The following is a 19,094-nucleotide window of genomic DNA, read 5'->3' as shown; positions in this document are numbered from 1 at the left end:
CCCGGGCACAAGGCCCAGGGCGAAGCGGTCGCGGTTCAGCCAATGGCAGCGGCTTTCACATCATCGTCGATGTAAGGAACATATTGTTCGAAATTGTCGGCAAACATCTGCACCAGTTTGGCGGCCTGGGCGTCATAGGCTGCCTTGTCGTCCCAGGTCCGGCGCGGATCGAGCAGCATTTCAGGCACGCCCGGCACTGTTTCCGGCACCTCGAACCCGAAATTGGCGTCCTTGCGGAAGCTCGCGTCGGCCAGTGTCCCGTCAAGTGCTGCCGTGAGCAACGCGCGGGTCGCCTTGATCGGCATCCGGTTGCCCACGCCATATGCACCGCCAGTCCAGCCTGTATTGACCAGCCAGCAGGTTGCGCCATGCTGGGCGATCTTTTCACGCAGCAGGTTGCCATACGCCTCTGGGCGGCGCGGCATGAAGGGCGCGCCAAAACAGGTCGAGAATGTGGGCTGCGGTTCGGTCACGCCGCGCTCGGTCCCGGCAACCTTGGCAGTAAAGCCCGACAGGAAGTGGTACATCGCCTGCGCAGGTGTCAGCCGCGCGATGGGCGGCAGCACGCCGAACGCATCGCAGGTCAGCATGATGATGTTCTTGGGATGCCCGCCAAGTGCTGTCTCGGACGCGTTCGAGATATAGTTCAGCGGATAGGCGCAGCGCATATTCGCGGTCAGGCTGTCATCCTCGAAATCCAGATCGAAGGTTTCCGGGTCGAACACCATGTTTTCGATGATGGTGCCGAATTTCTCGGTCGTGGCATAGATTTCGGGCTCGGCCTCCGGGCTGAGAGAGACTGTTTTGGCGTAACATCCGCCCTCGAAGTTGAATGTGCCGCGATCCGACCAGCCATGTTCGTCGTCGCCGATCAGCACACGTTCTGGGTCTGCGGAAAGGGTGGTCTTGCCCGTGCCCGACAGACCAAAGAATACCGCCGTGTCCACTGGGTTGCCAGGCGCGTGATTGGCCGAGCAATGCATCGGCATGATGCCTTTTTCCGGCAGCAGGTAATTCAACAGCGTAAAGACCGATTTCTTGTTCTCGCCGGCATATTCGGTGCCGCCGATCAAGATCAGCTTGCGGTCGAAATTCATTGCGATCACCGTCTCTGAGCGGCAGCCATGCTTGGCCGGATCGGCCTGAAAGCTTGGGCAGTTGATCACAGTGAAATCGGCGGTGAACTCGTCCAGCTCGGCCCGGTCGGGACGGCGCAGCAGATGACGGATAAAGAGCCCATGCCAGGCCAGTTCGGTGACCATGCGCACGTTGATCGAATGCGCGGGATCGGCCCCGCCCACCAGATCCTGCACGAAATAGTCGCCGCCCTTCATATGCTCTAGCATATCGGCATAAAGCGCGTCGAACCCGTCTGGTGCCATCTCGGCGTTGTTGTCCCACCAGATGCTGTCGGCGACGCTGTCGGTCTTGACGACATGTTTGTCCTTGGGAGACCGGCCTGTGAATTTGCCGGTGGTCACCAGAAATGCGCCTCCTTTGCCCAAAGTGCCTTCGCCACGCTTAAGCGCGGTCTCGACCAGTGCAGGCTCCATCAGGTTGTAATAGACATTGTTCAGCCCGCTAATACCTTGATCTTCAAGCTGGAATTCCGGGTTTACCCGTCCAAATGCCATGTCTTTTGTCTCCTGTGGCTGTGCGGTGGGCCACAGCCCGCGCCAGCGCGTCAATATCGATCGGACCGGCAATGTGGCGCGGTCGGATACAGGGTGCGCGCTGCTCTTAGCATGGTGCTTTGCCGCATGAACAGAAGGGTTCGCCGCAGTTAGCGCCACCAAATCCCGGTTTAGCGCAACCATCTCTTGGGGGTCGACGCAGCCACCTCCAAATTTCAGTTTATCGAAACCAAATTGTGGCGCAATCGTCACCGAATGGCCCGCGATTCGCAGTTAAGCATTGATTCGGTGCGCCAAAAAGGCGATGAAGGGAGAAAAAATGCAGGTCAAAGAGCAGTATAAGGGCACATGGAATGTCTAGAATTGCGTTGGTGGACGACGACAGGAATATCCTGACGTCGGTTTCGATGACTCTCGAAGCCGAGGGGTTCGAAGTCGAAACATATAATGACGGTCAGGCAGCGCTCGACGCGTTCAATAAGAAGTTGCCTGATATGGCTGTGCTGGACATCAAGATGCCCCGCATGGACGGGATGGATTTGTTGCAACGCCTGCGTCAGAAAACGACGATGCCGGTGATTTTCCTCACCTCCAAGGATGATGAGATCGACGAGGTTCTGGGCCTGCGTATGGGCGCGGATGACTATGTCAAAAAGCCTTTTTCCCAACGGTTGCTGGTCGAACGCATTCGCGCGCTCCTGCGCAGGCAGGAGGCCGTTGATGGCGAAATCATCGGTGACACACCTGAAACAAAGGTAATGGAACGCGGGCATCTGCGGATGGACCCGCTGCGCCATTCGGTGTCGTGGAAGGACAAGGATGTCTCGCTCACGGTGACGGAGTTCTTGTTGTTGCAGGCGTTGGCGCAACGCCCAGGGTTCGTCAAAAGTCGGGACCAGTTGATGGATGTCGCCTATGACGATCAAGTCTATGTCGACGACCGAACAATCGACAGCCATATCAAGCGGTTGCGCAAGAAGATGCGCAGCGTGGACGATGACTTTTCGGCTATTGAGACGCTCTATGGCATCGGTTATCGCTACAATGAAGAGTAACGCCCGTCTCGGGTAGATCAGGAAGGCTTCTGGTGCGCGACACTGGCCCCCCACGGATGGATCGACACGGCGATGTCGTGTTGGGCGATGATTGGGTCGCGCCGGACAGCACGGTTGAGCGTGAGATGCAGGACAGCCGCGCCCAACGCGGATATCTGTCGCTCAAGAGCTCTCCGCTCACCCGCCGGATCATCACGTTCAATCTTATTGCGCTGAATATCCTGGCGGCGGGTATTCTCTATCTGAGCGCCGCGCGCGACACCTTTATCGATCAGCGCGCCGCGGTTCTGGCCAGCGATGCGGCGTTGATTTCGGATATGTTTGAGATCGGTCTGACCTCCGGAGCGCCGGTCAATCTGGCATCCGGTGACGGGATCGACGTACAAGGCACGCTGCAAAGCCTGACGATGCAGCGCGGGGTTCAGGCGTTTGTGTTCGACCCGACCGGTGCCTTGGTCGGCGGCGTCATTGGCGCGGGATTGGGCGGCCCGGTCGACAGCCTTTTCCGCACCGAACCGGGCCCGACCTTCATCACCGACGGTCTGACAGCGCTTTGGAACGGTGTTGCATCCTTTTTGATCGTTGAGGCCCCTCCTCCTCCGGCGCTTGTGGATCAACTCAGTGTGCTTGTCGCGCCGACGCTGTCGGATGGGTTGCAACTGCGCACAGGGTTGCAGACGGCTGATGGCGCGGTGTTTGCCGCAACCAGTCCGATCCTTCTGGGCTCTGCCGCAGTGGGCGTTGTCGCAATCGTCAGCGCTGCGGGTGAAGTAGAAGCGATGGTCAAGGCCGAGCGCGAGCGCATGTTGCAGATGTTTATCATCGCGACGCTGGTGTCGATCGGCCTCAGCCTTGTTTTGGCCTCGACCATTGCAAACCCGCTCTCGGATCTGGCGGAGGCAGCGGAGCTGGGCCGCGACCGCGATGCGCGCAAGATGCGCCATAACCGCATTCGGATCCCCGACCTGACCGCTCGCCCCGATGAGATCGGGCGGCTTTCGGGTGCGCTGCGCGGTATGGTCTCGGCCCTTTACAACCGCATCGAAAGCAACGAACAGTTCGCCGCCGATGTCGCGCATGAAATCAAGAACCCGCTAGCCAGTTTGCGCAGTGCCGTCGGCACGCTGAGGATGATCAAGCGCGATGATCAGCGTGAAAAGCTGATGGACGTGATCGAGCATGACGTGCGCCGTCTGGACCGTCTGGTCAGCGACATCTCAAACGCGTCACGGCTGGACAGCGAATTGGTCAAGGAAGAGGAAGAAGAGTTCAACCTTTTGCAGATGCTGGACAATCTCAATCAGTATCTGGGTGAGGATGCCCGTGCCAAAGGCATTGACTATATCACCGACATGCCGTCGGAGCCGATCCAGATCAATGGGCTTGAGGCGCGTCTGGCGCAAGTCTTTGTCAATCTGATCACGAATGCGGTGTCGTTCTGCGAAGATGGCGATGCCATTCGTGTCTGGGCCCGCAAACGTGAAAACCGGGTTTTGGTGGTGGTGGAGGATACCGGGCCGGGGATCCCGGATCAGGCCCTGACCAAGATCTTCAAACGGTTCTATTCGCAACGCCCCGAGGAGCATTTCGGCAACAATTCGGGGTTGGGTCTTGCGATCTCCAAACAAATCGTCGAGGCGCATGGCGGTGTGATCTGGGCCGAGAACATTCGCCCGACCGAAGCTGACATCACCTCCGAACCCTTGGGCGCGCGCTTTGTCGTGGGTCTGCCGGTCTGACCTGCAATGCCGGGGCCGGAGGAGCCGACCGCCCCTGATATGATCCTTCACGCCAGTTGCGTCGCCGTCGTGGGGCGCGCTGTTTTAATTCGCGGCGCGTCGGGCACCGGCAAGTCGGCGCTGGCGCTTGAGTTGATGTCGCGCGGTGCGGCCCTGATCTCCGACGATCGCACGTGCCTGACGCGCTCCGCAGGCGCCGTGATCGCCAGCGCGCCGGAAACCTTGTCGGGCCTCATCGAGGCACGCGGCGTCGGTATCTTGCGCGCGCCCGCCGGGCCACCCAGCCCGGTCATGCTGAGTGTCGATCTTGACAGGACCGAGCGGGACAGATTGCCACCACCCCGCAACCAGACCATTTTGGGGCAGAGTATCCCATTGCTTCACAAGGTCGATAGTGCCCATTTTCCCGCAGCGATTCTGCAATATCTGACATCGGGACCATGGACACATCCCTGACACCTCCCCGCGCCTTTGCACCCCGGCTGATCCTGGTGACCGGCCCGTCCGGTGCCGGGCGATCGACGGCTATCTCGGTGCTGGAGGATCTCGGGTTTGAGGCGATTGACAACCTGCCGCTTCGGCTCTTGCCGCGCCTGCTGGACGGGCCGGACGCGCAGGATCGTCCGATGGCGTTGGGTATGGATGTTCGCAATCGGGATTTTTCGGTGGCGGCGCTGATCGAGACCATCGACCGGCTGACCGCCGAGGCGGGTGAGATCTTGTCAGTCCTCTATCTGGATTGCCGATCCGACGTGCTGATCCGCCGTTTCTCCGAGACGCGGCGGCCGCATCCCCTTGCGCCGGGGGAAAGTCCGGAACAGGGCGTGGAGAGGGAACTGGACCTATTGCTCCCAATTCAGGCGCGGGCCGATACGCTGATCGATACCTCCGAGCTGAACGTGCACCAGTTGCGCGCCGAGATCGAGCAACACTATGTGAGCGGGCTGGGCCGTGCCCTGGGGATTTCGGTTCAATCCTTTTCCTACAAACGCGGATTGCCGCGCGGGATCGACATGGTCTTCGATTGTCGGTTCTTGACCAACCCCTATTGGCACCCACCGCTGCGCGACAGGGATGGCCGTGATCCTCTGGTGCGCGACCACGTGACCAGCGACGCACGGTATGATGCGTTCTTCGATCGCGTGGTGGGGCTGATGGACATGTTGCTGCCAGCCTATATCGAGGAGGGAAAATCGCACCTTTCGGTGGCCTTTGGCTGCACCGGAGGGCAACATCGTTCCGTGGTTCTGGCCGAGGCCCTTGCAGCGGCCCTTGCGAATGACGGCCGACAGGTGTCAATAAGGCATCGGGAGTTGGAACGGCGACGGCATGGGTAAGGGGTCGGCTTGATCGGAATTGTGATCGTGGCACATGGCGGGCTGGCCAGAGAGTATCTGGCGGCGGTGGAACATGTCGTCGGTGCCCAGCCGGGCATTCGCGCGATCGCCATCGAAGCCGTTCATGATCGCGAACAGAAACAGATTGAGATTTGCGCCGCTGCCGATGCCGTGGATACCGGGGATGGCGTGGTCGTGGTGACGGATCTCTTTGGGGGATCTCCATCGAACCTGTCGCTGCGGGCCTGTCGACCCGACAATCGCCGCATTATTTACGGCGCCAACCTGCCGATGTTGATCAAACTGGCCAAATCCCGCCACAAGCCTGTAAGCGACGCCGTGAGGGCCGCGCTGGAGGCCGGAAAGAAATATATCGACAGTCAGAATGTCGGGGCTGGATAAGAAAAATCCGACAGGACAGAGAAGAAAGACCGCGTTACATGGTACGCCGCACACTGGAAATCGTTAACGAAAAAGGGCTGCACGCCCGCGCGTCGGCCAAGTTGGTCGAAGTGGTCGAGGGGTTTGACGCAACGGCAGAAGTTTCGCGCGATGGCTTGTCTGCGTCGGGTGACAGTATTATGGGACTTTTGATGTTGGCGGCGTCGAAAGGGTCAAGTATTGACGTGGAAACCTCTGGGCCCGATGCTGAAGCACTCGCTGAGGCATTGGATGCTCTGGTGGCGGACAAGTTTGGCGAAGGCTACTGAGGGCGTGCCACGAGGTGGACGCACGGGGTGAAAGACTTGGTGGACACGGCACAAAACGGAACCAGACGCGTGACGCGCGGAGACGGGGCCAAGGCCGAGCCGTCAACGGGTGAGGTCTATGACCGGCGTTCGCTGACCTATGCCAATTCCTTTGACGATGCGCTGACGGCCAACACGATCAAGGCCATTGAGTGGATGACGGGCAAGTTGACCATCCTCAGGATGGTCAACCAGTTCGAGAAACAAAATGCGAGCTATCGGGGCCAGCGATTCTGGCGCGGCGCGCTCAACACGATGGGCATTGACCTGCTGACGCCCGAAGAACAGCTGAACAACATTCCAAAGGACGGACCGGTCATCGTGGTGGCCAATCACCCACATGGGATGGTGGACGGCATGATCTTTGCCGATCTGATCGGGCGTGTGCGGCTGGATTATCGTATCCTGACCCGGTCGGTTCTGACCGGTCTGGATGAGGCCGCGACGTCTTTCATGATCCCGGTTCCGTTTCCACACGACCCCGAGGCGCAAAAGAAGATGGTCGAGATGCGGGCCAAGACGATGGCGCATTTGAGTGACGGTGGCGTGGTGGCCCTTTTCCCGTCGGGCGTGGTGATGTCATCGGACAGCTGGTTCGGCCCGGCGGTTGAGCGGGAATGGAACGTCTTTACCGCCAAGATGATCCGCCGGTCGGGCGCACGCGTGGTGCCGATCTTTTTCCCGGGCTCGAATTCGCGCGCGTATCAAATCGCCAACCGGATTTCTCCGGTGTTCCGGCAGGGGCTGCTGCTCCATGAGATTGTTCGGTCCTGCAACAAACCGCAGGCGCCCATTGTGGGCAAGCCTCTGACAGAGGAACAAATGCAGCCGCTGGAGACGGACCCACGCGGGTTCATGGCTTGGCTGCGCGAACATACCTTGTCGCTGGGTAAGACCGGCCCGTCCTGATCCAATTGAGCGGCTGCGCCGCACAGGATTTTAGTGCGCGCGTGCCGCGCGGCGGCCAGTTCCGGACATCCGGGCCATGAGGTGGGTATCGAGCGGTTCCATCTGCCACAAACCGCAGTATCCGTCACCGGGTAGGCACCGGATGATCGCCCCGGTAGTCATAAAATCCGCGTTCGGTTTTGCGGCCCAGCCAGCCCGCCTCGACATATTTGGTAAGAAGCGGACAGGGGCGGTACTTGGTATCCGCAAGCCCGTCATGCAGCACGTTCATGATGGCCAGGCAGGTGTCCAGCCCGATGAAATCGGCCAGCTCCAGCGGACCCATCGGATGGTTGGCACCCAGTTTCATCGACTGATCAATGGATTTAACCGACCCGACCCCTTCATAGAGCGTATAGACCGCTTCGTTGATCATCGGCATCAGGATGCGGTTTACGATAAATGCGGGAAAATCCTCGGCGCTGGCGGCCGTCTTGCCCAGCTTGTCGACGACGGTCTTGCAGGACTGAAACGTCTCTTCATCGGTGGCGATGCCGCGGATCAACTCGACAAGCTGCATCACGGGCACAGGGTTCATGAAATGAAACCCCATGAATTTCTCGGGTCGATCCGTGCGGCTGGCGAGCCGCGTGATCGAAATCGACGAGGTGTTGGAGGTCAGGATCGTGTCGGGTTTGAGATGCGGCAGCAGATCTTCAAAAATCGCCTGTTTGACGCTTTCGCGTTCGGTCGCGGCTTCGATGACCAGATCAGTCTGGCCCAGATCCGGCAGCGACAGGGTGGTTGAGATGCGTGCCAGCGCGGCGGTCATGGCCTCTTGGCTGACCTTGCCACGCCCGACCTGGCGGGCGAGGTTGTTTTCAATCTGGGTCACCGCGTCTTTCAGGGCCTGCTCGCTGACATCCGTCAACATCACGTCGAACTCGGCCAGCGCCATCACATGAGCGATGCCGTTGCCCATCTGTCCGGCCCCAACGACGCCGATTGTGCGGATATCTTTCGCCATCTGATCCCCCTGCTGATCGCCTGGCCGACCATAGGGGCAAGGCCGACCCTCAGCAAGAGGAGGCAAGAGTTCCCGCATTCTTTCAAATGCATAGCTTAGCGAATTCGTAAGGCTTGTGTGCGACTCCTTGGTGCGGGTGAAAAATCAGGGTGGCTCCGATGAGTTATGCAGCAAGTCGGGTAGATATGCTCGGCTATGATCCGTGTCGCTACGGCCTGTCCAAACTGGTCTTCCGTGGTCCAAAGAAAGACCCGGCTGATGCCTATGTGGCAATGATCGGCGGGACCGAAACCTATGGCAGGTTTGTTGCGACCCCGTTCAGCGATCTGGTCGAGCGGGCCTTGGACATGCCGGTGATCAACCTTGGGTGCCAGAACGCCGGTCTGGATGCGTTTCTGTATGACAGCGATGTGATGGCGCTGGCCAAGGGCGCACGGATGACGGTCGTCCAGGTGATGGGCGCGCAGTACATGTCCAATCGGTACTACCGGGTTCATCCAAGGCGCAACGACCGGTTTCTGGGCCCGTCGGAGACGTTGAAGACGATATTTCGTGAGGTTGATTTTACCGATTTCAGTTTTGTGCGGCATATGCTGTCGACCCTTCAAATGGTGTCGCCCGAGCGGTTCGGTCTGATCCGGTCGGAGATGCAGCAGGCCTGGGTCGCGCGCATGAAGCTGTTGCTCGGCACAATCGATGGCCCGGTCATTCTGCTGTGGTTGAAAGATGCAGTTCCGGTGGGATTGGGGGCCGAGCCGCTCTTTATCGGTGCGGACATGGTTCAGGATGTGGCCGATACGGCGCAGGCTGTTGTCGAGGTGTCTGTGGCGCGGGCCGGTGAAAACCAAGAAGGTATGGTGGTCGGTCCGACGGAGGGGGCCATTGCTGCGGAAATGCTCGGGGTCTCGGCCCATCAAGCAATCGCTTCTGCCCTACAGCCTGTGTTGAAGGATCACCTTTGACAGATGGCACGGCACCGCCGAGGTGATCGGTGCACCTGGAACAGGGCCGGTGATACCGGCAGTTTGGGATCGACGGAGCTGGGCGCCAAAAAAACCCCCGCCGACAGGATCGGCGGGGAGGTGCATTGGACGATGCCTTGAGCTTTAGCCGAGTTTTTCGGTCAGCTCGGGCACGGCGTCGAAGAGATCCGCGACCAGGCCGAAATCGGCGACCTGGAAAATCGGGGCCTCTTCGTCCTTGTTGATGGCCACGATGATCTTGCTGTCCTTCATGCCCGCCAGGTGCTGGATCGCGCCCGATATACCGACCGCGATGTAAAGGTCGGGGGCAACCACCTTTCCGGTCTGGCCGACTTGCCAGTCGTTCGGAGCATAGCCGGAATCGACCGCGGCCCGCGACGCGCCGACAGCGGCGCCAAGCTTATCGGCCAGTTTTTCGATCATGGCAAAGTCGTCTTCGGAGCCCACACCGCGACCGCCCGACACAACGACACCGGCCGAGGTCAGCTCGGGGCGGTCGGAGGCCGCGACCTTGTCCTCGACCCATTCGCTGAGGCCGGGATTGTCGCCTGCGGCGATGGTTTCGACCGCAGCCGCACCGCCGGTACCTGCCGCATCAAAGGTCGACGTCCGGAAGGTCACGACCTTCTTGGCATCCGACGATTTGACCGTTTGCACCGCGTTGCCGGCATAGATCGGGCGCTCGAACGTGGCGCCGTCGACAACGCCGGAGGCGTCCGAGATCACCATCACATCCAGCAAAGCCGCCACGCGCGGCATGATGTTTTTCGCATCCGTCGTCGCAGGTGCCACGATATGTTCGTAATCGCCCGCAAGCGAGGCGATCAGCGCCGCGGCCGGTTCGGCCAAACGCTTGCCATAAAGCGCATCCTCGGCGCACAGCACCTTGGACACGCCCTCGATGGTCGCCGCCGCGGCCGCAGCGGCCGCGCAGGTGGCGCCCACGGCCAGAACGGTCACGGCACCCAGTTGCGTCGCCGCCGTCACGGCCTTGGCGGTTGCGTCCATCGACAGCTCGCCATCGTTGATTTCAGCCAGCAGAAGAACAGCCATTATACAGCCCCCGCTTCTTTGAGTTTCTCGACCAGCTCGTCAACCGAGCCCACTTTGATCCCGGCGGCGCGCGCCGCGGGCTCTTCGGTTTTGACCACTTCGAGCCGTGGTGTGACATCGACGCCGTAATCGGCGGCGGTTTTCTCATCCAGCGGCTTTTTCTTGGCCTTCATGATGTTGGGCAGCGAGGCATAGCGCGGCTCGTTCAGGCGCAGATCGACGGTGACGATCGAGGGCATCGTGACCTTGATCGTTTGCAGACCGCCGTCGACCTCGCGGGTAACAACGGCGCTGTCGCCGTCCACGTCCAGTTCGGACGCAAAGGTCGCCTGGCTCCAGCCCAGCAGCGCCGAGAGCATCTGGCCGGTGGCGTTCATGTCGTTGTCGATGGCCTGCTTGCCCGCGATGACCAGGCCGGGCTGTTCTTCGTCAATGACGCCTTTGAGGATCTTGGCGACCGCAAGCGGTTCGATATCGGTATGCACGTCATCGGCGGCAACCACCAGGATCGCGCGATCCGCGCCCATGGCCAGCGCCGTGCGCAGTGTTTCCTGAGCCTGCTTGACCCCAACGGACACCGCGACAATCTCATCGGCCTTACCGGCCTCTTTGAGACGGATGGCCGCTTCGACGGCAATCTCGTCGAACGGGTTCATCGACATCTTCACATTCGCAAGATCAACACCCGAACCGTCCGCTTTCACGCGCACCTTCACGTTATAGTCAATCACGCGTTTGACAGGTACCAATACCTTCATATGCGTCTTTCTCCTCACATAGGCCCGGTCTGGCATCGACTCGGGCTTTTGGTTCAGTTCGCGCCGTTGATACCGGGCAGTGGCCTTGGGAAACAGGGCAAAATCGTCATCTTTCGGTCTGTGGACGTCGCGTAATTGACGTGGCGAAGGCTTACGTAAGGCAAGCTGTCGTCAATCACACAGAGAGCCACCATTTTCTGACTCAGAAAATGGCCAGAAACTGTGTCAGTTTCTGCACCCCAAATCAGCCTTAGGTCATCTGTTGGCCCCTGGCACCCACAGAACATCATCCTTGCCGCCGCCATTGGCCGTTCGGGCCGCGACAAAGAACCAGTCGCTCAGCCGGTTCAGATACTTGACCGCTTCGGGGTTTACCGCTTCCATCGTGGCAAGCTCCACGGCAAGGCGTTCGGCGCGCCGTGCGACAGTGCGACAGACATGCAGGGACGAGGCCAAACGCGAGCCGCCCGGCAGGATGAAACTGCGCAGCGCGTCCAGATCGTTGTTCATCGCATCAATCTCCCTCTCCAGGCGGACCACCTGGGCGGCAACGACACGCAGGGGCGGGTATTCGGCTTCGGCATCCATTTCCATGTCCGGACGGCATAGATCCGCGCCCAGATCGAAAAGGTCATTCTGAATGCGCTCAAGCTGCGTGTCCATCTCTGCGGTCGCGTCCAGCCGTGCCATGCCGACAAAGGAATTCAGCTCATCCGTGGTGCCATAGGCGGTCACCCGCATGGCGTGCTTGGCTACGCGGGCGCCGTTGCCAAGCGCGGTTTCCCCTGCGTCTCCGGTTTTGGTGTAGATCTTGTTCAGAACAACCATTTGGGCCGCCTCTCGTTATTGTCTGCTGAAATACACGTAGGCCATGATCAGAATCACGGCCACAAACTGCGCGAGCAGGCGCAGGCGCATCATCTTGTTTCCGTATTTAAGGTTGAACGCACCACCCTTGGCAAAGCCGCCGATGCCGATCATCAGGACAATGACTACGGCGGTGATCGCAAGAAGGATAAGAATGAATAGCGGATCCAAGGTCACGCTCCCTGACTGGCCATGTTACGTGTCCCCGCTCATCTAGCGGCCCAGGCGCGAAAAGCGAACCGGTTTTGTCGGACCCGCGCCCGCGTGCCGCGTCAGATGCGCGATGCGATGGCATCCAGCGCGCGATCTGGCAGCGCCCGGTGCAGCCCAGCGGCCAGATATGTAGCCCATGTCACCTTGTAGCGCGGTTTGGGACGGGGCGCCTCCAGCGCGCGGATCACCTTGGCTGTCACGGCCGAGGCTGGAAGCTCGGACAAATCGGGCTTGCCGCTCCCCTCATAGAGCCGTTTGATCAGCCCGTTTTCATACTGCGCGCGACGGGGGGAGGATTCCCAGTCGATCCAGCGCTCGAAGAACGGGATGCCCTTTTCGCGAAACATCGTTGTGATGGGCCCAGGCTCGATCAGCACAACATCAATACCCGTGCCGCGCATTTCAATCCTGAGCGTATCGCTCATCGCCTCCAGCGCGCGTTTGGTCGCGGCATAGGCGCCGCGCCATTGGATATAGGTAAATCCCAGAGCGGATGAACATTGCAGCACCCGCCCGTGCCCTTGCGCACGCATCACCGGCAGGACCTGCCGGGTCAGTTCGTGCCAGCCAAAGAAATTGGTCTCGAAAATCTCCCGCAAGCCCTGAGTTGGCAGATCTTCGACCGCTCCGAAAAACCCGTGCGCTCCGTTGTTGAAAAGCGCGTCCAGCGTGCCGCCTGTGGCCTCCAGCACCTCGGCCAGACCCGAGGTGATACTGACCGTGTCGGTGTAATCGATGCGTGGGCTCTCAAATCCTTCGGCCCGTAACCGCGCGCAATCCTCTGCCCGACGGCAGGAGGCGAACACGCGCCAGCCACGCGCCTGCAGCCCGCGGGCCGCGTCCGCACCGATGCCGGAGGAGCATCCGGTGATCAAAATGGATTTCTGCGCCATGAGCATGTCCCGTTGTGACCTCATGGCGCCCGTTGTGACGTGGATCCAGCGCCTTGGCAATCAGCCGGTCGGCGCGGTCAGCAATCGCTCGGCCATCCAGCCTACGGTTTGATCTTCCAGGGTGCGCAGTTTGACCCACCCGGTGCCATCATTGCCGATCACCTCGACCTCTGTCCCGCGGGGCAAGCTGGTCAAAACGCCGAATCCGGTGCCCGGGCCGTTGCGCATATTCACCCGTGATCCGGCCACCTCGCGAATGTCGATGTTGCGTTGCAACAGGATGGGCGTCTGAGATACCGCAATGTCATCGAACTGTGTCAGCGGGCGCGCAAAAAGTGACGCGCTCTGTTCCAGTGAGATCAGCGTCGGCTGATCCTGATTTGGGTCTGCCGGGCCGTGTTCCAGGATGGGGGTGTCGACATCCCGCACCGGCGCGGCCACCGGAGCGGTTTCGCGCAGGCGCACCTGGACGATCCTTGGCTGGGTTACCGGAGGGTCCACCGGTGCCGCTCGCGCCGCGATGCGGTTCAAGCGGGCTTGCGCTTCGGCTTGCTGTGCGGCTTCGGCGGCGGCGATCAATTCGGCCTTGCGGGGCACGAAATCGGTGCCCCCGCTCAGCTCAAAAAAGGCCCAGCCCATAAATAGGAAACTCACGAAAATATATTTATTCATAATACAGCCCCCCCAGGGCGTTGTCTTCCTTCGGCTAATGAACGCGTACAAGTCGGACTGGTTCCCAGTCTTATCAGCAAAAGTCGATTCGAAACCATGTCTTAGCGATGAATATCTTATCCTCGCACAGGCCGACAAAATATGGCAAACGGCGTGCCGGGTGCCTTTACGACCTGCGGGTGGGCGCGTATCACATCATCTATGACTGATTTGGTGGATGACCCCAACATCAACCCATCCGAGGTATCTGAACCGCTGCGCCGTGCTATCGGGGAGCGGTACCTGACCTATGCGCTGTCGACGATCATGCACCGCGCCTTGCCGGATGCGCGTGACGGCCTCAAACCGGTGCATCGGCGCATATTGTTCGCGATGCGTGAACTCAGGCTCGCCAGTGGCGGTGGATTTCGGAAATCGGCCAAGATCTCCGGCGATGTTATGGGGAATTATCACCCGCATGGCGATGCGGCGATCTATGACGCGATGGCGCGGCTGGCGCAGGATTTCAACGTGCGCTATCCGCTGGTCGACGGGCAGGGCAATTTCGGCAATATCGACGGCGATAATCCAGCAGCGGCGCGCTATACCGAAGCGCGCATGACGCTGGTTGCCGAAGCCCTGTTGGAGGGTCTCAACGAAAATGCCGTGGATTACCGGGACAATTACGACGGCACGCTGACCGAGCCGGTGGTGCTGCCCGCGCAGTTTCCCAATCTTCTGGCCAATGGTGCCTCGGGCATCGCGGTGGGCATGGCCACCAACATCCCGCCGCACAACATCGCCGAGCTGTGCGATGCCTGCCTGCACCTGATCAAAACGCCCGATGCGCGCGATGACACGTTGCTGAATTTCGTCCCGGGGCCCGATTTCCCGACCGGCGGCATCATCGTGGACAACCGCGAGACCATCGCGCAGGCCTATCGCACCGGGCGCGGTGCATTCCGGCTGCGCTGCCGGTACGAGGTCGAGGATCTGGGCCGCGGTCAGTGGCAGATCGTCGTCACCGAAATCCCCTATCAGGTGCAGAAATCCCGGCTGATCGAAAAGATAGCCGAGCTGATCCAGACCAAAAAGATCCCGATCCTGGCCGATATCCGCGATGAAAGCGCCGATGACATCCGCATGGTGCTGGAGCCACGCTCCAAGAATGTCGACCCCGAAGTGCTGATGGGCCTGCTTTATCGCAACTCCGACCTGGAGGTGCGGTTCTCGATGAATATGAACGTGCTGATCGACGGGGTCACGCCACGCGTTTGCTCGATGAAAGAGGTGCTGCGCGCTTTTCTGGATTTCCGGCGCGAGGTGCTGATCCGCCGGTCGATGCACCGGATGGAGAAGATCGATCACCGGCTTGAGGTGCTTGAAGGGTTCATCGTTGCGTTTCTCAACCTCGACCGGGTGATCGACATCATCCGCTATGACGACGATCCCAAGGCGGGGCTGATGCGCGAGGATTGGTCCAAGACCCATGTTCGCGCAATGACGGAGGCCGATTACGTCCCGCCCGCGCCGGGTGACGGTGAGCTAAGCGAAACGCAGGTCGATGCGATCCTGAACATGCGCTTGCGCTCTCTCAGACGGCTCGAAGAGCTCGAACTGCTGCGCGAACAGGCGGCCCTGATGGAGGAGCGCGCGGCCCTTGAGGATCTGCTTGAGGGTGAGGCGCTGCAATGGGCCAAGATCGCCGATCAGCTGCGCGAGATCCGCAAGACCTTTGGCAAGGGCTATCCGGGCGGCGCGCGGCGCACCCTGCTGGAAGAGGCGGGCGAGGTCGAGGAGGTGCCGCTGGAGGCAATGATCGAACGGGAACCGATCACGGTGGTCTGTTCGCAAATGGGCTGGATCCGCGCGATGACCGGCCATATCGACCTCACACGAGAGCTTAAATTCAAGGATGGCGACGCTGCGCGGTTCATCTTTCATGCGGAAACGACGGACAGGCTGCTGCTGTTCGGGTCGAACGGGCGGTTTTACACACTGAGCGCTGCGAACCTGCCCGGCGGGCGCGGCATGGGCGAGCCGGTGCGCCTGATGGTCGATTTGCCCAACGAGGCCGAGATTATCGATCTGTTTATCCATGAACCAGGCGCCAGTCTGCTTGTAGCCTCGACCGAGGGGAACGGGTTTGTTGTCCCGCAAACCGATGTGGTGGCCCAGACCCGGACCGGCAAACAGGTCCTCAACGTCAAGGGACAGGACAGGGCCGCTGTGGTCCGCCACGTGGCGGGCGATCACGTGGCGGTGGTCTCGCAAAACGGCAAATTCCTGGTCTTTCCGCTGGCGGAGCTTCCGGAAATGGGCCGTGGTAAAGGTGTGCGCCTTCAGAAATACAACATGGCGCGCGGCAAGCAGGGTGCGCTGGAGCTTGATGGCGGCTTGTCGGATGTGACGACCTTCGCCTGGGAGGAAGGTCTGCGCTGGGGCATGGGTGGAGGCAAGACCCGGCATGAGCCCGACATGACCGAATGGCTGGGCAAGCGCGCAGGCGTCGGAAAACGCCCGCCGCATGGGTTTCCCAAAAACTACAAGTTCGCCTGATCCAAAGGAGCGGGCTGGCGCCCGCACGACATGCAGGCGCTGGCGCGCCGGCCGCCCCGTGGCTGCAGCTATGCTTTTGCACAGCCGGTCATCGGCGGTTCAGGTTACAGGCTCGGCCATAAGCCACACACCGCCTTCGGGTCGCAGGGTCAGGATCATCACCGGCTTGGGATCGCGTCCGGGCACCGGCATGAACCGGAATCGCGACAGCAGCGTGGCCAGAATGATCACCGCCTCTTGCAACGCGAAGCTGGCACCGATGCAGATGCGCGGCCCATCGCCGAACGGCATATAGGCATAGCGACCAATGGCTTTGCGATTGGCGAACCGGTCAGGGCGAAACGCGTCAGGCGCCTCCCACAATCGGTGATGACGATGTAACGCATAGAATGGCAGGATCACGGTGTCGCCGGGCTCGATCATCGTGTTGCAAAGGTTGTCTTTGGCCAGCGCGGTGCGAGAGACGAGGGCGGCCGGAGGATAGAGCCTGAGCGCCTCGTCTATGATCTGCCGGACAAAGGGCAGCTCTGCCAGATCGGCGCCCGTGGCGGCGCGCGCGCCCGGCAGAACGGCGCGCGCTTCGGCCCGGGCGCGGTCCTGCACGTCCTGATCGAAGGCACAGAGATAGAGCGCCCAGCTCAGGGACAAGGCAGTCGTCTCGTGCCCGGCCACGAAAAAAGCCAAGAGATTGTCGCGCAGTTCGGCCGTGGTCATCCGGCGCTTGGTCTCGGGGTCCTCGCCTTGCAGCAAGAGGTCCAGAAGGTCAGGTACATCGCCGGGACCCCGCACTGCGCGCGCCTTGATCGCGGTATCGGCGGCCCGTTTCATGTCGGCCATCGCGGCCCCCGACAGCACCCGACCGGGGCGTGGGATCCAACCGGGAAAGCCCAGAATGTCGAAGAGAGAGACTTTTCCCGCTTCATTGATATAGGCCTCAATCGCGGTGTGGATCGCGTTGCGGTCAAATGAGCTGCCGTCCGAGAAGGTAACATCCGAAATCACATCGAAGGTCGCCGCCACCATCTCGTCAAAGAGGTTGACCGCCCGCTGCGGGCCCGCGCGCGCAATACGCTGCGCCGCGCGCTCGGCGGCGCCTGTCATGATCGGGGCCAGGTTCATCACGTTGCGATGGGAAAAAGCCGGGGCGGCGGTGCGTCTCTGCCAGCGCCAGTCGGCGCCCTCGGCGATAAAGAGCGAGTCACCGATTGCCGGTTTGAGCAAGGCCTTGGTTACGACCGATTTGGGATAAATCTCCACCCGCTCCAGAACGACCCGGCGGATCGCGTCGGGGTCGGTCACCATATGCCAGCGCGTGCCCGTGCGTCCCGACACGATCCGCTGGCGTGTCGCCACTTGGGGAATGATCGAGACGACGTTGCGGCGCGTGGCCTGCAAGCTTTGCCAAAGCCCCATCGGACGGGTGACCAGAGGGACGGCAACAGGGTGCGCATCGGTGGTGGATTGCTCAGGCATCGGACGGGTTCCGCTGATATCGGCCATGGGCTGCTATATGGGGTCGATTACCGCCCGGCAAAGGTTTGCACCCCGAACGGTTTGGGATTAGGGTCCGACCGACATTAGGTTTGGGGATTTGGATGCCGCGACTTCTGGCAGTTTTTTCGATATTGGCCCTGCTTGCGGGATGTGCGGGCAATCAGACCATTGACGAGACCTCCCGCGCCGATCTGGGCGCGTTCCGGCTGGGCCATAACATCGTGATCGCCTCCAAGATGCAGAAAGTCCCTGTTTCACGCGAGGCAACGCAAGAGGAATGGGTCGAGGGTCTGACCGCCGCCTTTGAGGACCGGTTCGGGCGGTACGAGGGCGATCAGCTTTATCATTTCGGGATCTCCGTTGAAGGATACGCGCTGGCCCCACCGGGTGTGCCCTTGGTGGCCACGCCGAAATCTGCGGTGGTGCTCAACATCACCGTTTGGGATGACGCCGAGGGCAAGAAGCTGAATGAGAAACCGCATCAGCTCCTGGTCTTCGAAAGCTTGGGTGAGGGGTTCATCGTGGGGTCCGGCCTGACCAGCACAGGGGAAGAGCAGCTGGCCAACCTGTCATTCAACGCCGCCCGTGAGCTGGAAAAGTGGCTCTCACGCCAGCATCGCGAACAGGGTTGGTTCGCGTCCAAACCCGGCTCCGAGGTTTCGGCGGAGGCCGTTGGAGAGACCGCTTCGGGGGTCAGTTCAGCCGCGACGGACGGTGCTGGAACGGCCAGGGGCGGCGCTGAGACCTCGGTGACGGAAATCCTCGAAGAAAGCTAGGCTCGGGCCTGCCGCCGGGGTTGGCCAAACGCCCACAGGAGGCGCTTGATTTTCTCGTCCGAACCCAATATTCCGCCCGCGCAGACGCAACCGGGTCATGCGACCCATTTGACAAAAGGGCGCCACAGGACATGGCAAAGGAAAAGTTTGAACGCACGAAGCCGCATGTAAACATCGGCACGATTGGTCACGTTGACCACGGCAAGACGACGCTGACGGCTGCGATCACGAAGTATTTCGGCGATTTCAAAGCGTATGACCAGATTGATGGTGCGCCCGAGGAAAAGGCGGTGGGGGATCAACATCTCCGAGCGCATGTGGAATCTCGCAACCGCGCATGCCGCTATCTGCTTGAAAAAAAAAGAAACATGATAGCCTCCTCACTCGTACATTCGCAGGCACACACACCAGAAACACA

20 protein-coding genes are annotated in these 19,094 nt (G+C 60.7%); 11 read left to right on the top strand and 9 right to left on the bottom strand.

Annotated features, from left to right (window positions below; genetic code table 11):
* Nucleotides 1-35 precede the first annotated feature (35 nt).
* Nucleotides 36-1,634 (bottom strand): phosphoenolpyruvate carboxykinase, encoded by a 1,599-nt coding sequence (locus HEP69_RS07125; protein WP_290557863.1) that lies wholly within the window; start codon nucleotides 1,632-1,634, stop codon nucleotides 36-38.
* A gap of 353 nt (nucleotides 1,635-1,987) precedes the next feature.
* Between HEP69_RS07125 and HEP69_RS07120 the strand changes: the two genes are divergently transcribed.
* The 7 genes from HEP69_RS07120 to HEP69_RS07090 all read left to right on the top strand — a co-directional run bounded on the left by HEP69_RS07120 (nucleotide 1,988) and on the right by HEP69_RS07090 (nucleotide 7,423).
* Nucleotides 1,988-2,689: a response regulator transcription factor gene (locus HEP69_RS07120; protein ID WP_290557862.1), complete on the top strand. Its 702-nt coding sequence runs from the start codon at nucleotides 1,988-1,990 to the stop codon at nucleotides 2,687-2,689.
* 32 nt (nucleotides 2,690-2,721) lie between these two features.
* Nucleotides 2,722-4,428 carry a sensor histidine kinase gene (locus HEP69_RS07115; RefSeq protein ID WP_290557861.1) on the top strand — a complete coding sequence of 569 codons (1,707 nt, stop codon included), beginning with the start codon at nucleotides 2,722-2,724 and terminating at the stop codon, nucleotides 4,426-4,428.
* A 6-nt stretch (nucleotides 4,429-4,434) separates the two neighbouring features.
* The gene (locus HEP69_RS07110) at nucleotides 4,435-4,884 is read left to right on the top strand and encodes an HPr kinase/phosphatase C-terminal domain-containing protein (RefSeq protein ID WP_290557860.1); all 450 of its coding nucleotides are present in this window, start codon (nucleotides 4,435-4,437) and stop codon (nucleotides 4,882-4,884) included.
* Nucleotides 4,869-5,765 (top strand): RNase adapter RapZ, encoded by an 897-nt coding sequence (rapZ, locus tag HEP69_RS07105; protein ID WP_290557859.1) that lies wholly within the window; start codon nucleotides 4,869-4,871, stop codon nucleotides 5,763-5,765. The genes HEP69_RS07110 and rapZ overlap by 16 nt, the downstream gene beginning before the upstream one ends.
* Before the next feature lie 9 nt (nucleotides 5,766-5,774).
* Entirely contained in the window at nucleotides 5,775-6,167 is a 393-nt protein-coding gene (locus HEP69_RS07100; protein WP_290557858.1) for a PTS fructose transporter subunit IIA, read from the top strand.
* Between the two features lie 38 nt (nucleotides 6,168-6,205).
* Nucleotides 6,206-6,475 (top strand): HPr family phosphocarrier protein, encoded by a 270-nt coding sequence (locus HEP69_RS07095; RefSeq protein WP_290557857.1) that lies wholly within the window; start codon nucleotides 6,206-6,208, stop codon nucleotides 6,473-6,475.
* Between the two features lie 69 nt (nucleotides 6,476-6,544).
* The gene (locus HEP69_RS07090; protein WP_290557856.1) at nucleotides 6,545-7,423 is read left to right on the top strand and encodes a lysophospholipid acyltransferase family protein; all 879 of its coding nucleotides are present in this window, start codon (nucleotides 6,545-6,547) and stop codon (nucleotides 7,421-7,423) included.
* 124 nt (nucleotides 7,424-7,547) lie between these two features.
* On the opposite strand, the gene HEP69_RS07085 is transcribed toward HEP69_RS07090, so the two are convergent.
* Nucleotides 7,548-8,429: a 3-hydroxybutyryl-CoA dehydrogenase gene (locus tag HEP69_RS07085; RefSeq protein WP_290557855.1), complete on the bottom strand. Its 882-nt coding sequence runs from the start codon at nucleotides 8,427-8,429 to the stop codon at nucleotides 7,548-7,550.
* Nucleotides 8,430-8,587: 158 nt separating this feature from the next.
* On the opposite strand from HEP69_RS07085, the gene HEP69_RS07080 reads away from it, so the two are divergent.
* Nucleotides 8,588-9,391, top strand: a complete 804-nt coding sequence (locus tag HEP69_RS07080; RefSeq protein WP_290557854.1) for a DUF6473 family protein — start codon at nucleotides 8,588-8,590, stop codon at nucleotides 9,389-9,391.
* A 144-nt stretch (nucleotides 9,392-9,535) separates the two neighbouring features.
* Here HEP69_RS07080 and HEP69_RS07075 read toward each other — a convergent pair whose 3' ends face one another.
* From HEP69_RS07075 to HEP69_RS07050, 6 genes are all read right to left on the bottom strand, one after another.
* Nucleotides 9,536-10,465: an FAD-binding protein gene (locus tag HEP69_RS07075; protein ID WP_290557853.1), complete on the bottom strand. Its 930-nt coding sequence runs from the start codon at nucleotides 10,463-10,465 to the stop codon at nucleotides 9,536-9,538.
* Complete coding sequence (locus HEP69_RS07070) at nucleotides 10,465-11,223, bottom strand: electron transfer flavoprotein subunit beta/FixA family protein (RefSeq protein WP_290557852.1); 759 nt, start codon at nucleotides 11,221-11,223, stop codon at nucleotides 10,465-10,467. Before HEP69_RS07070 ends, HEP69_RS07075 begins: the two co-directional genes overlap by 1 nt.
* A gap of 255 nt (nucleotides 11,224-11,478) precedes the next feature.
* On the bottom strand, nucleotides 11,479-12,051 hold the full coding sequence (locus tag HEP69_RS07065) for a cob(I)yrinic acid a,c-diamide adenosyltransferase (protein WP_290557851.1): 573 nt from the start codon (nucleotides 12,049-12,051) through the stop codon (nucleotides 11,479-11,481).
* 15 nt (nucleotides 12,052-12,066) lie between these two features.
* Complete coding sequence (locus HEP69_RS07060; protein WP_290557850.1) at nucleotides 12,067-12,261, bottom strand: twin transmembrane helix small protein; 195 nt, start codon at nucleotides 12,259-12,261, stop codon at nucleotides 12,067-12,069.
* A 101-nt stretch (nucleotides 12,262-12,362) separates the two neighbouring features.
* The gene (locus HEP69_RS07055; RefSeq protein ID WP_290557849.1) at nucleotides 12,363-13,196 is read right to left on the bottom strand and encodes an SDR family NAD(P)-dependent oxidoreductase; all 834 of its coding nucleotides are present in this window, start codon (nucleotides 13,194-13,196) and stop codon (nucleotides 12,363-12,365) included.
* A 60-nt stretch (nucleotides 13,197-13,256) separates the two neighbouring features.
* Nucleotides 13,257-13,868 carry an SH3 domain-containing protein gene (locus tag HEP69_RS07050; RefSeq protein ID WP_290557848.1) on the bottom strand — a complete coding sequence of 204 codons (612 nt, stop codon included), beginning with the start codon at nucleotides 13,866-13,868 and terminating at the stop codon, nucleotides 13,257-13,259.
* 201 nt (nucleotides 13,869-14,069) lie between these two features.
* Between HEP69_RS07050 and HEP69_RS07045 the strand changes: the two genes are divergently transcribed.
* Complete coding sequence (locus HEP69_RS07045) at nucleotides 14,070-16,406, top strand: DNA topoisomerase IV subunit A (protein ID WP_290557847.1); 2,337 nt, start codon at nucleotides 14,070-14,072, stop codon at nucleotides 16,404-16,406.
* Nucleotides 16,407-16,505: 99 nt separating this feature from the next.
* On the opposite strand, the gene HEP69_RS07040 is transcribed toward HEP69_RS07045, so the two are convergent.
* Nucleotides 16,506-17,879: a cytochrome P450 gene (locus HEP69_RS07040; protein WP_290557902.1), complete on the bottom strand. Its 1,374-nt coding sequence runs from the start codon at nucleotides 17,877-17,879 to the stop codon at nucleotides 16,506-16,508.
* A 122-nt stretch (nucleotides 17,880-18,001) separates the two neighbouring features.
* Here HEP69_RS07040 and HEP69_RS07035 point away from each other — a divergent pair, with 122 nt between their 5' ends.
* Together HEP69_RS07035 and HEP69_RS07030 are read left to right on the top strand one after the other, a co-directional pair.
* Nucleotides 18,002-18,676 carry a hypothetical protein gene (locus tag HEP69_RS07035; protein WP_290557846.1) on the top strand — a complete coding sequence of 225 codons (675 nt, stop codon included), beginning with the start codon at nucleotides 18,002-18,004 and terminating at the stop codon, nucleotides 18,674-18,676.
* Nucleotides 18,677-18,807: 131 nt separating this feature from the next.
* Nucleotides 18,808-19,094: GTP-binding protein (locus HEP69_RS07030; RefSeq protein ID WP_290557845.1), on the top strand; the 287-nt coding region annotated here is incomplete at its 3' end.

It is taken from the genome of Aestuariivita sp. (assembly GCF_021404545.1).
Taxonomy (GTDB): domain Bacteria; phylum Pseudomonadota; class Alphaproteobacteria; order Rhodobacterales; family Rhodobacteraceae; genus Aestuariivita.
Note: the sequence above shows the minus strand (reverse complement) of the source record. Positions and strands in the feature narration are given on the sequence as shown.

Coding starts and splice junctions, on each gene's coding strand:
- HEP69_RS07125 (WP_290557863.1), bottom strand. CDS start 1,634: ATGGCATTTGGACGGGTAAACCCGGAATTCCAGCTTGAAGATCAAGGT.
- HEP69_RS07120 (WP_290557862.1), top strand. CDS start 1,988: ATGTCTAGAATTGCGTTGGTGGACGACGACAGGAATATCCTGACGTCG.
- HEP69_RS07110 (WP_290557860.1), top strand. CDS start 4,435: ATGCCGGGGCCGGAGGAGCCGACCGCCCCTGATATGATCCTTCACGCC.
- rapZ (WP_290557859.1), top strand. CDS start 4,869: ATGGACACATCCCTGACACCTCCCCGCGCCTTTGCACCCCGGCTGATC.
- HEP69_RS07095 (WP_290557857.1), top strand. CDS start 6,206: ATGGTACGCCGCACACTGGAAATCGTTAACGAAAAAGGGCTGCACGCC.
- HEP69_RS07085 (WP_290557855.1), bottom strand. CDS start 8,429: ATGGCGAAAGATATCCGCACAATCGGCGTCGTTGGGGCCGGACAGATG.
- HEP69_RS07080 (WP_290557854.1), top strand. CDS start 8,588: ATGAGTTATGCAGCAAGTCGGGTAGATATGCTCGGCTATGATCCGTGT.
- HEP69_RS07075 (WP_290557853.1), bottom strand. CDS start 10,465: ATGGCTGTTCTTCTGCTGGCTGAAATCAACGATGGCGAGCTGTCGATG.
- HEP69_RS07070 (WP_290557852.1), bottom strand. CDS start 11,223: ATGAAGGTATTGGTACCTGTCAAACGCGTGATTGACTATAACGTGAAG.
- HEP69_RS07065 (WP_290557851.1), bottom strand. CDS start 12,051: ATGGTTGTTCTGAACAAGATCTACACCAAAACCGGAGACGCAGGGGAA.
- HEP69_RS07055 (WP_290557849.1), bottom strand. CDS start 13,196: ATGGCGCAGAAATCCATTTTGATCACCGGATGCTCCTCCGGCATCGGT.
- HEP69_RS07050 (WP_290557848.1), bottom strand. CDS start 13,868: ATGAATAAATATATTTTCGTGAGTTTCCTATTTATGGGCTGGGCCTTT.
- HEP69_RS07045 (WP_290557847.1), top strand. CDS start 14,070: ATGACTGATTTGGTGGATGACCCCAACATCAACCCATCCGAGGTATCT.
- HEP69_RS07040 (WP_290557902.1), bottom strand. CDS start 17,879: ATGCCTGAGCAATCCACCACCGATGCGCACCCTGTTGCCGTCCCTCTG.
- HEP69_RS07035 (WP_290557846.1), top strand. CDS start 18,002: ATGCCGCGACTTCTGGCAGTTTTTTCGATATTGGCCCTGCTTGCGGGA.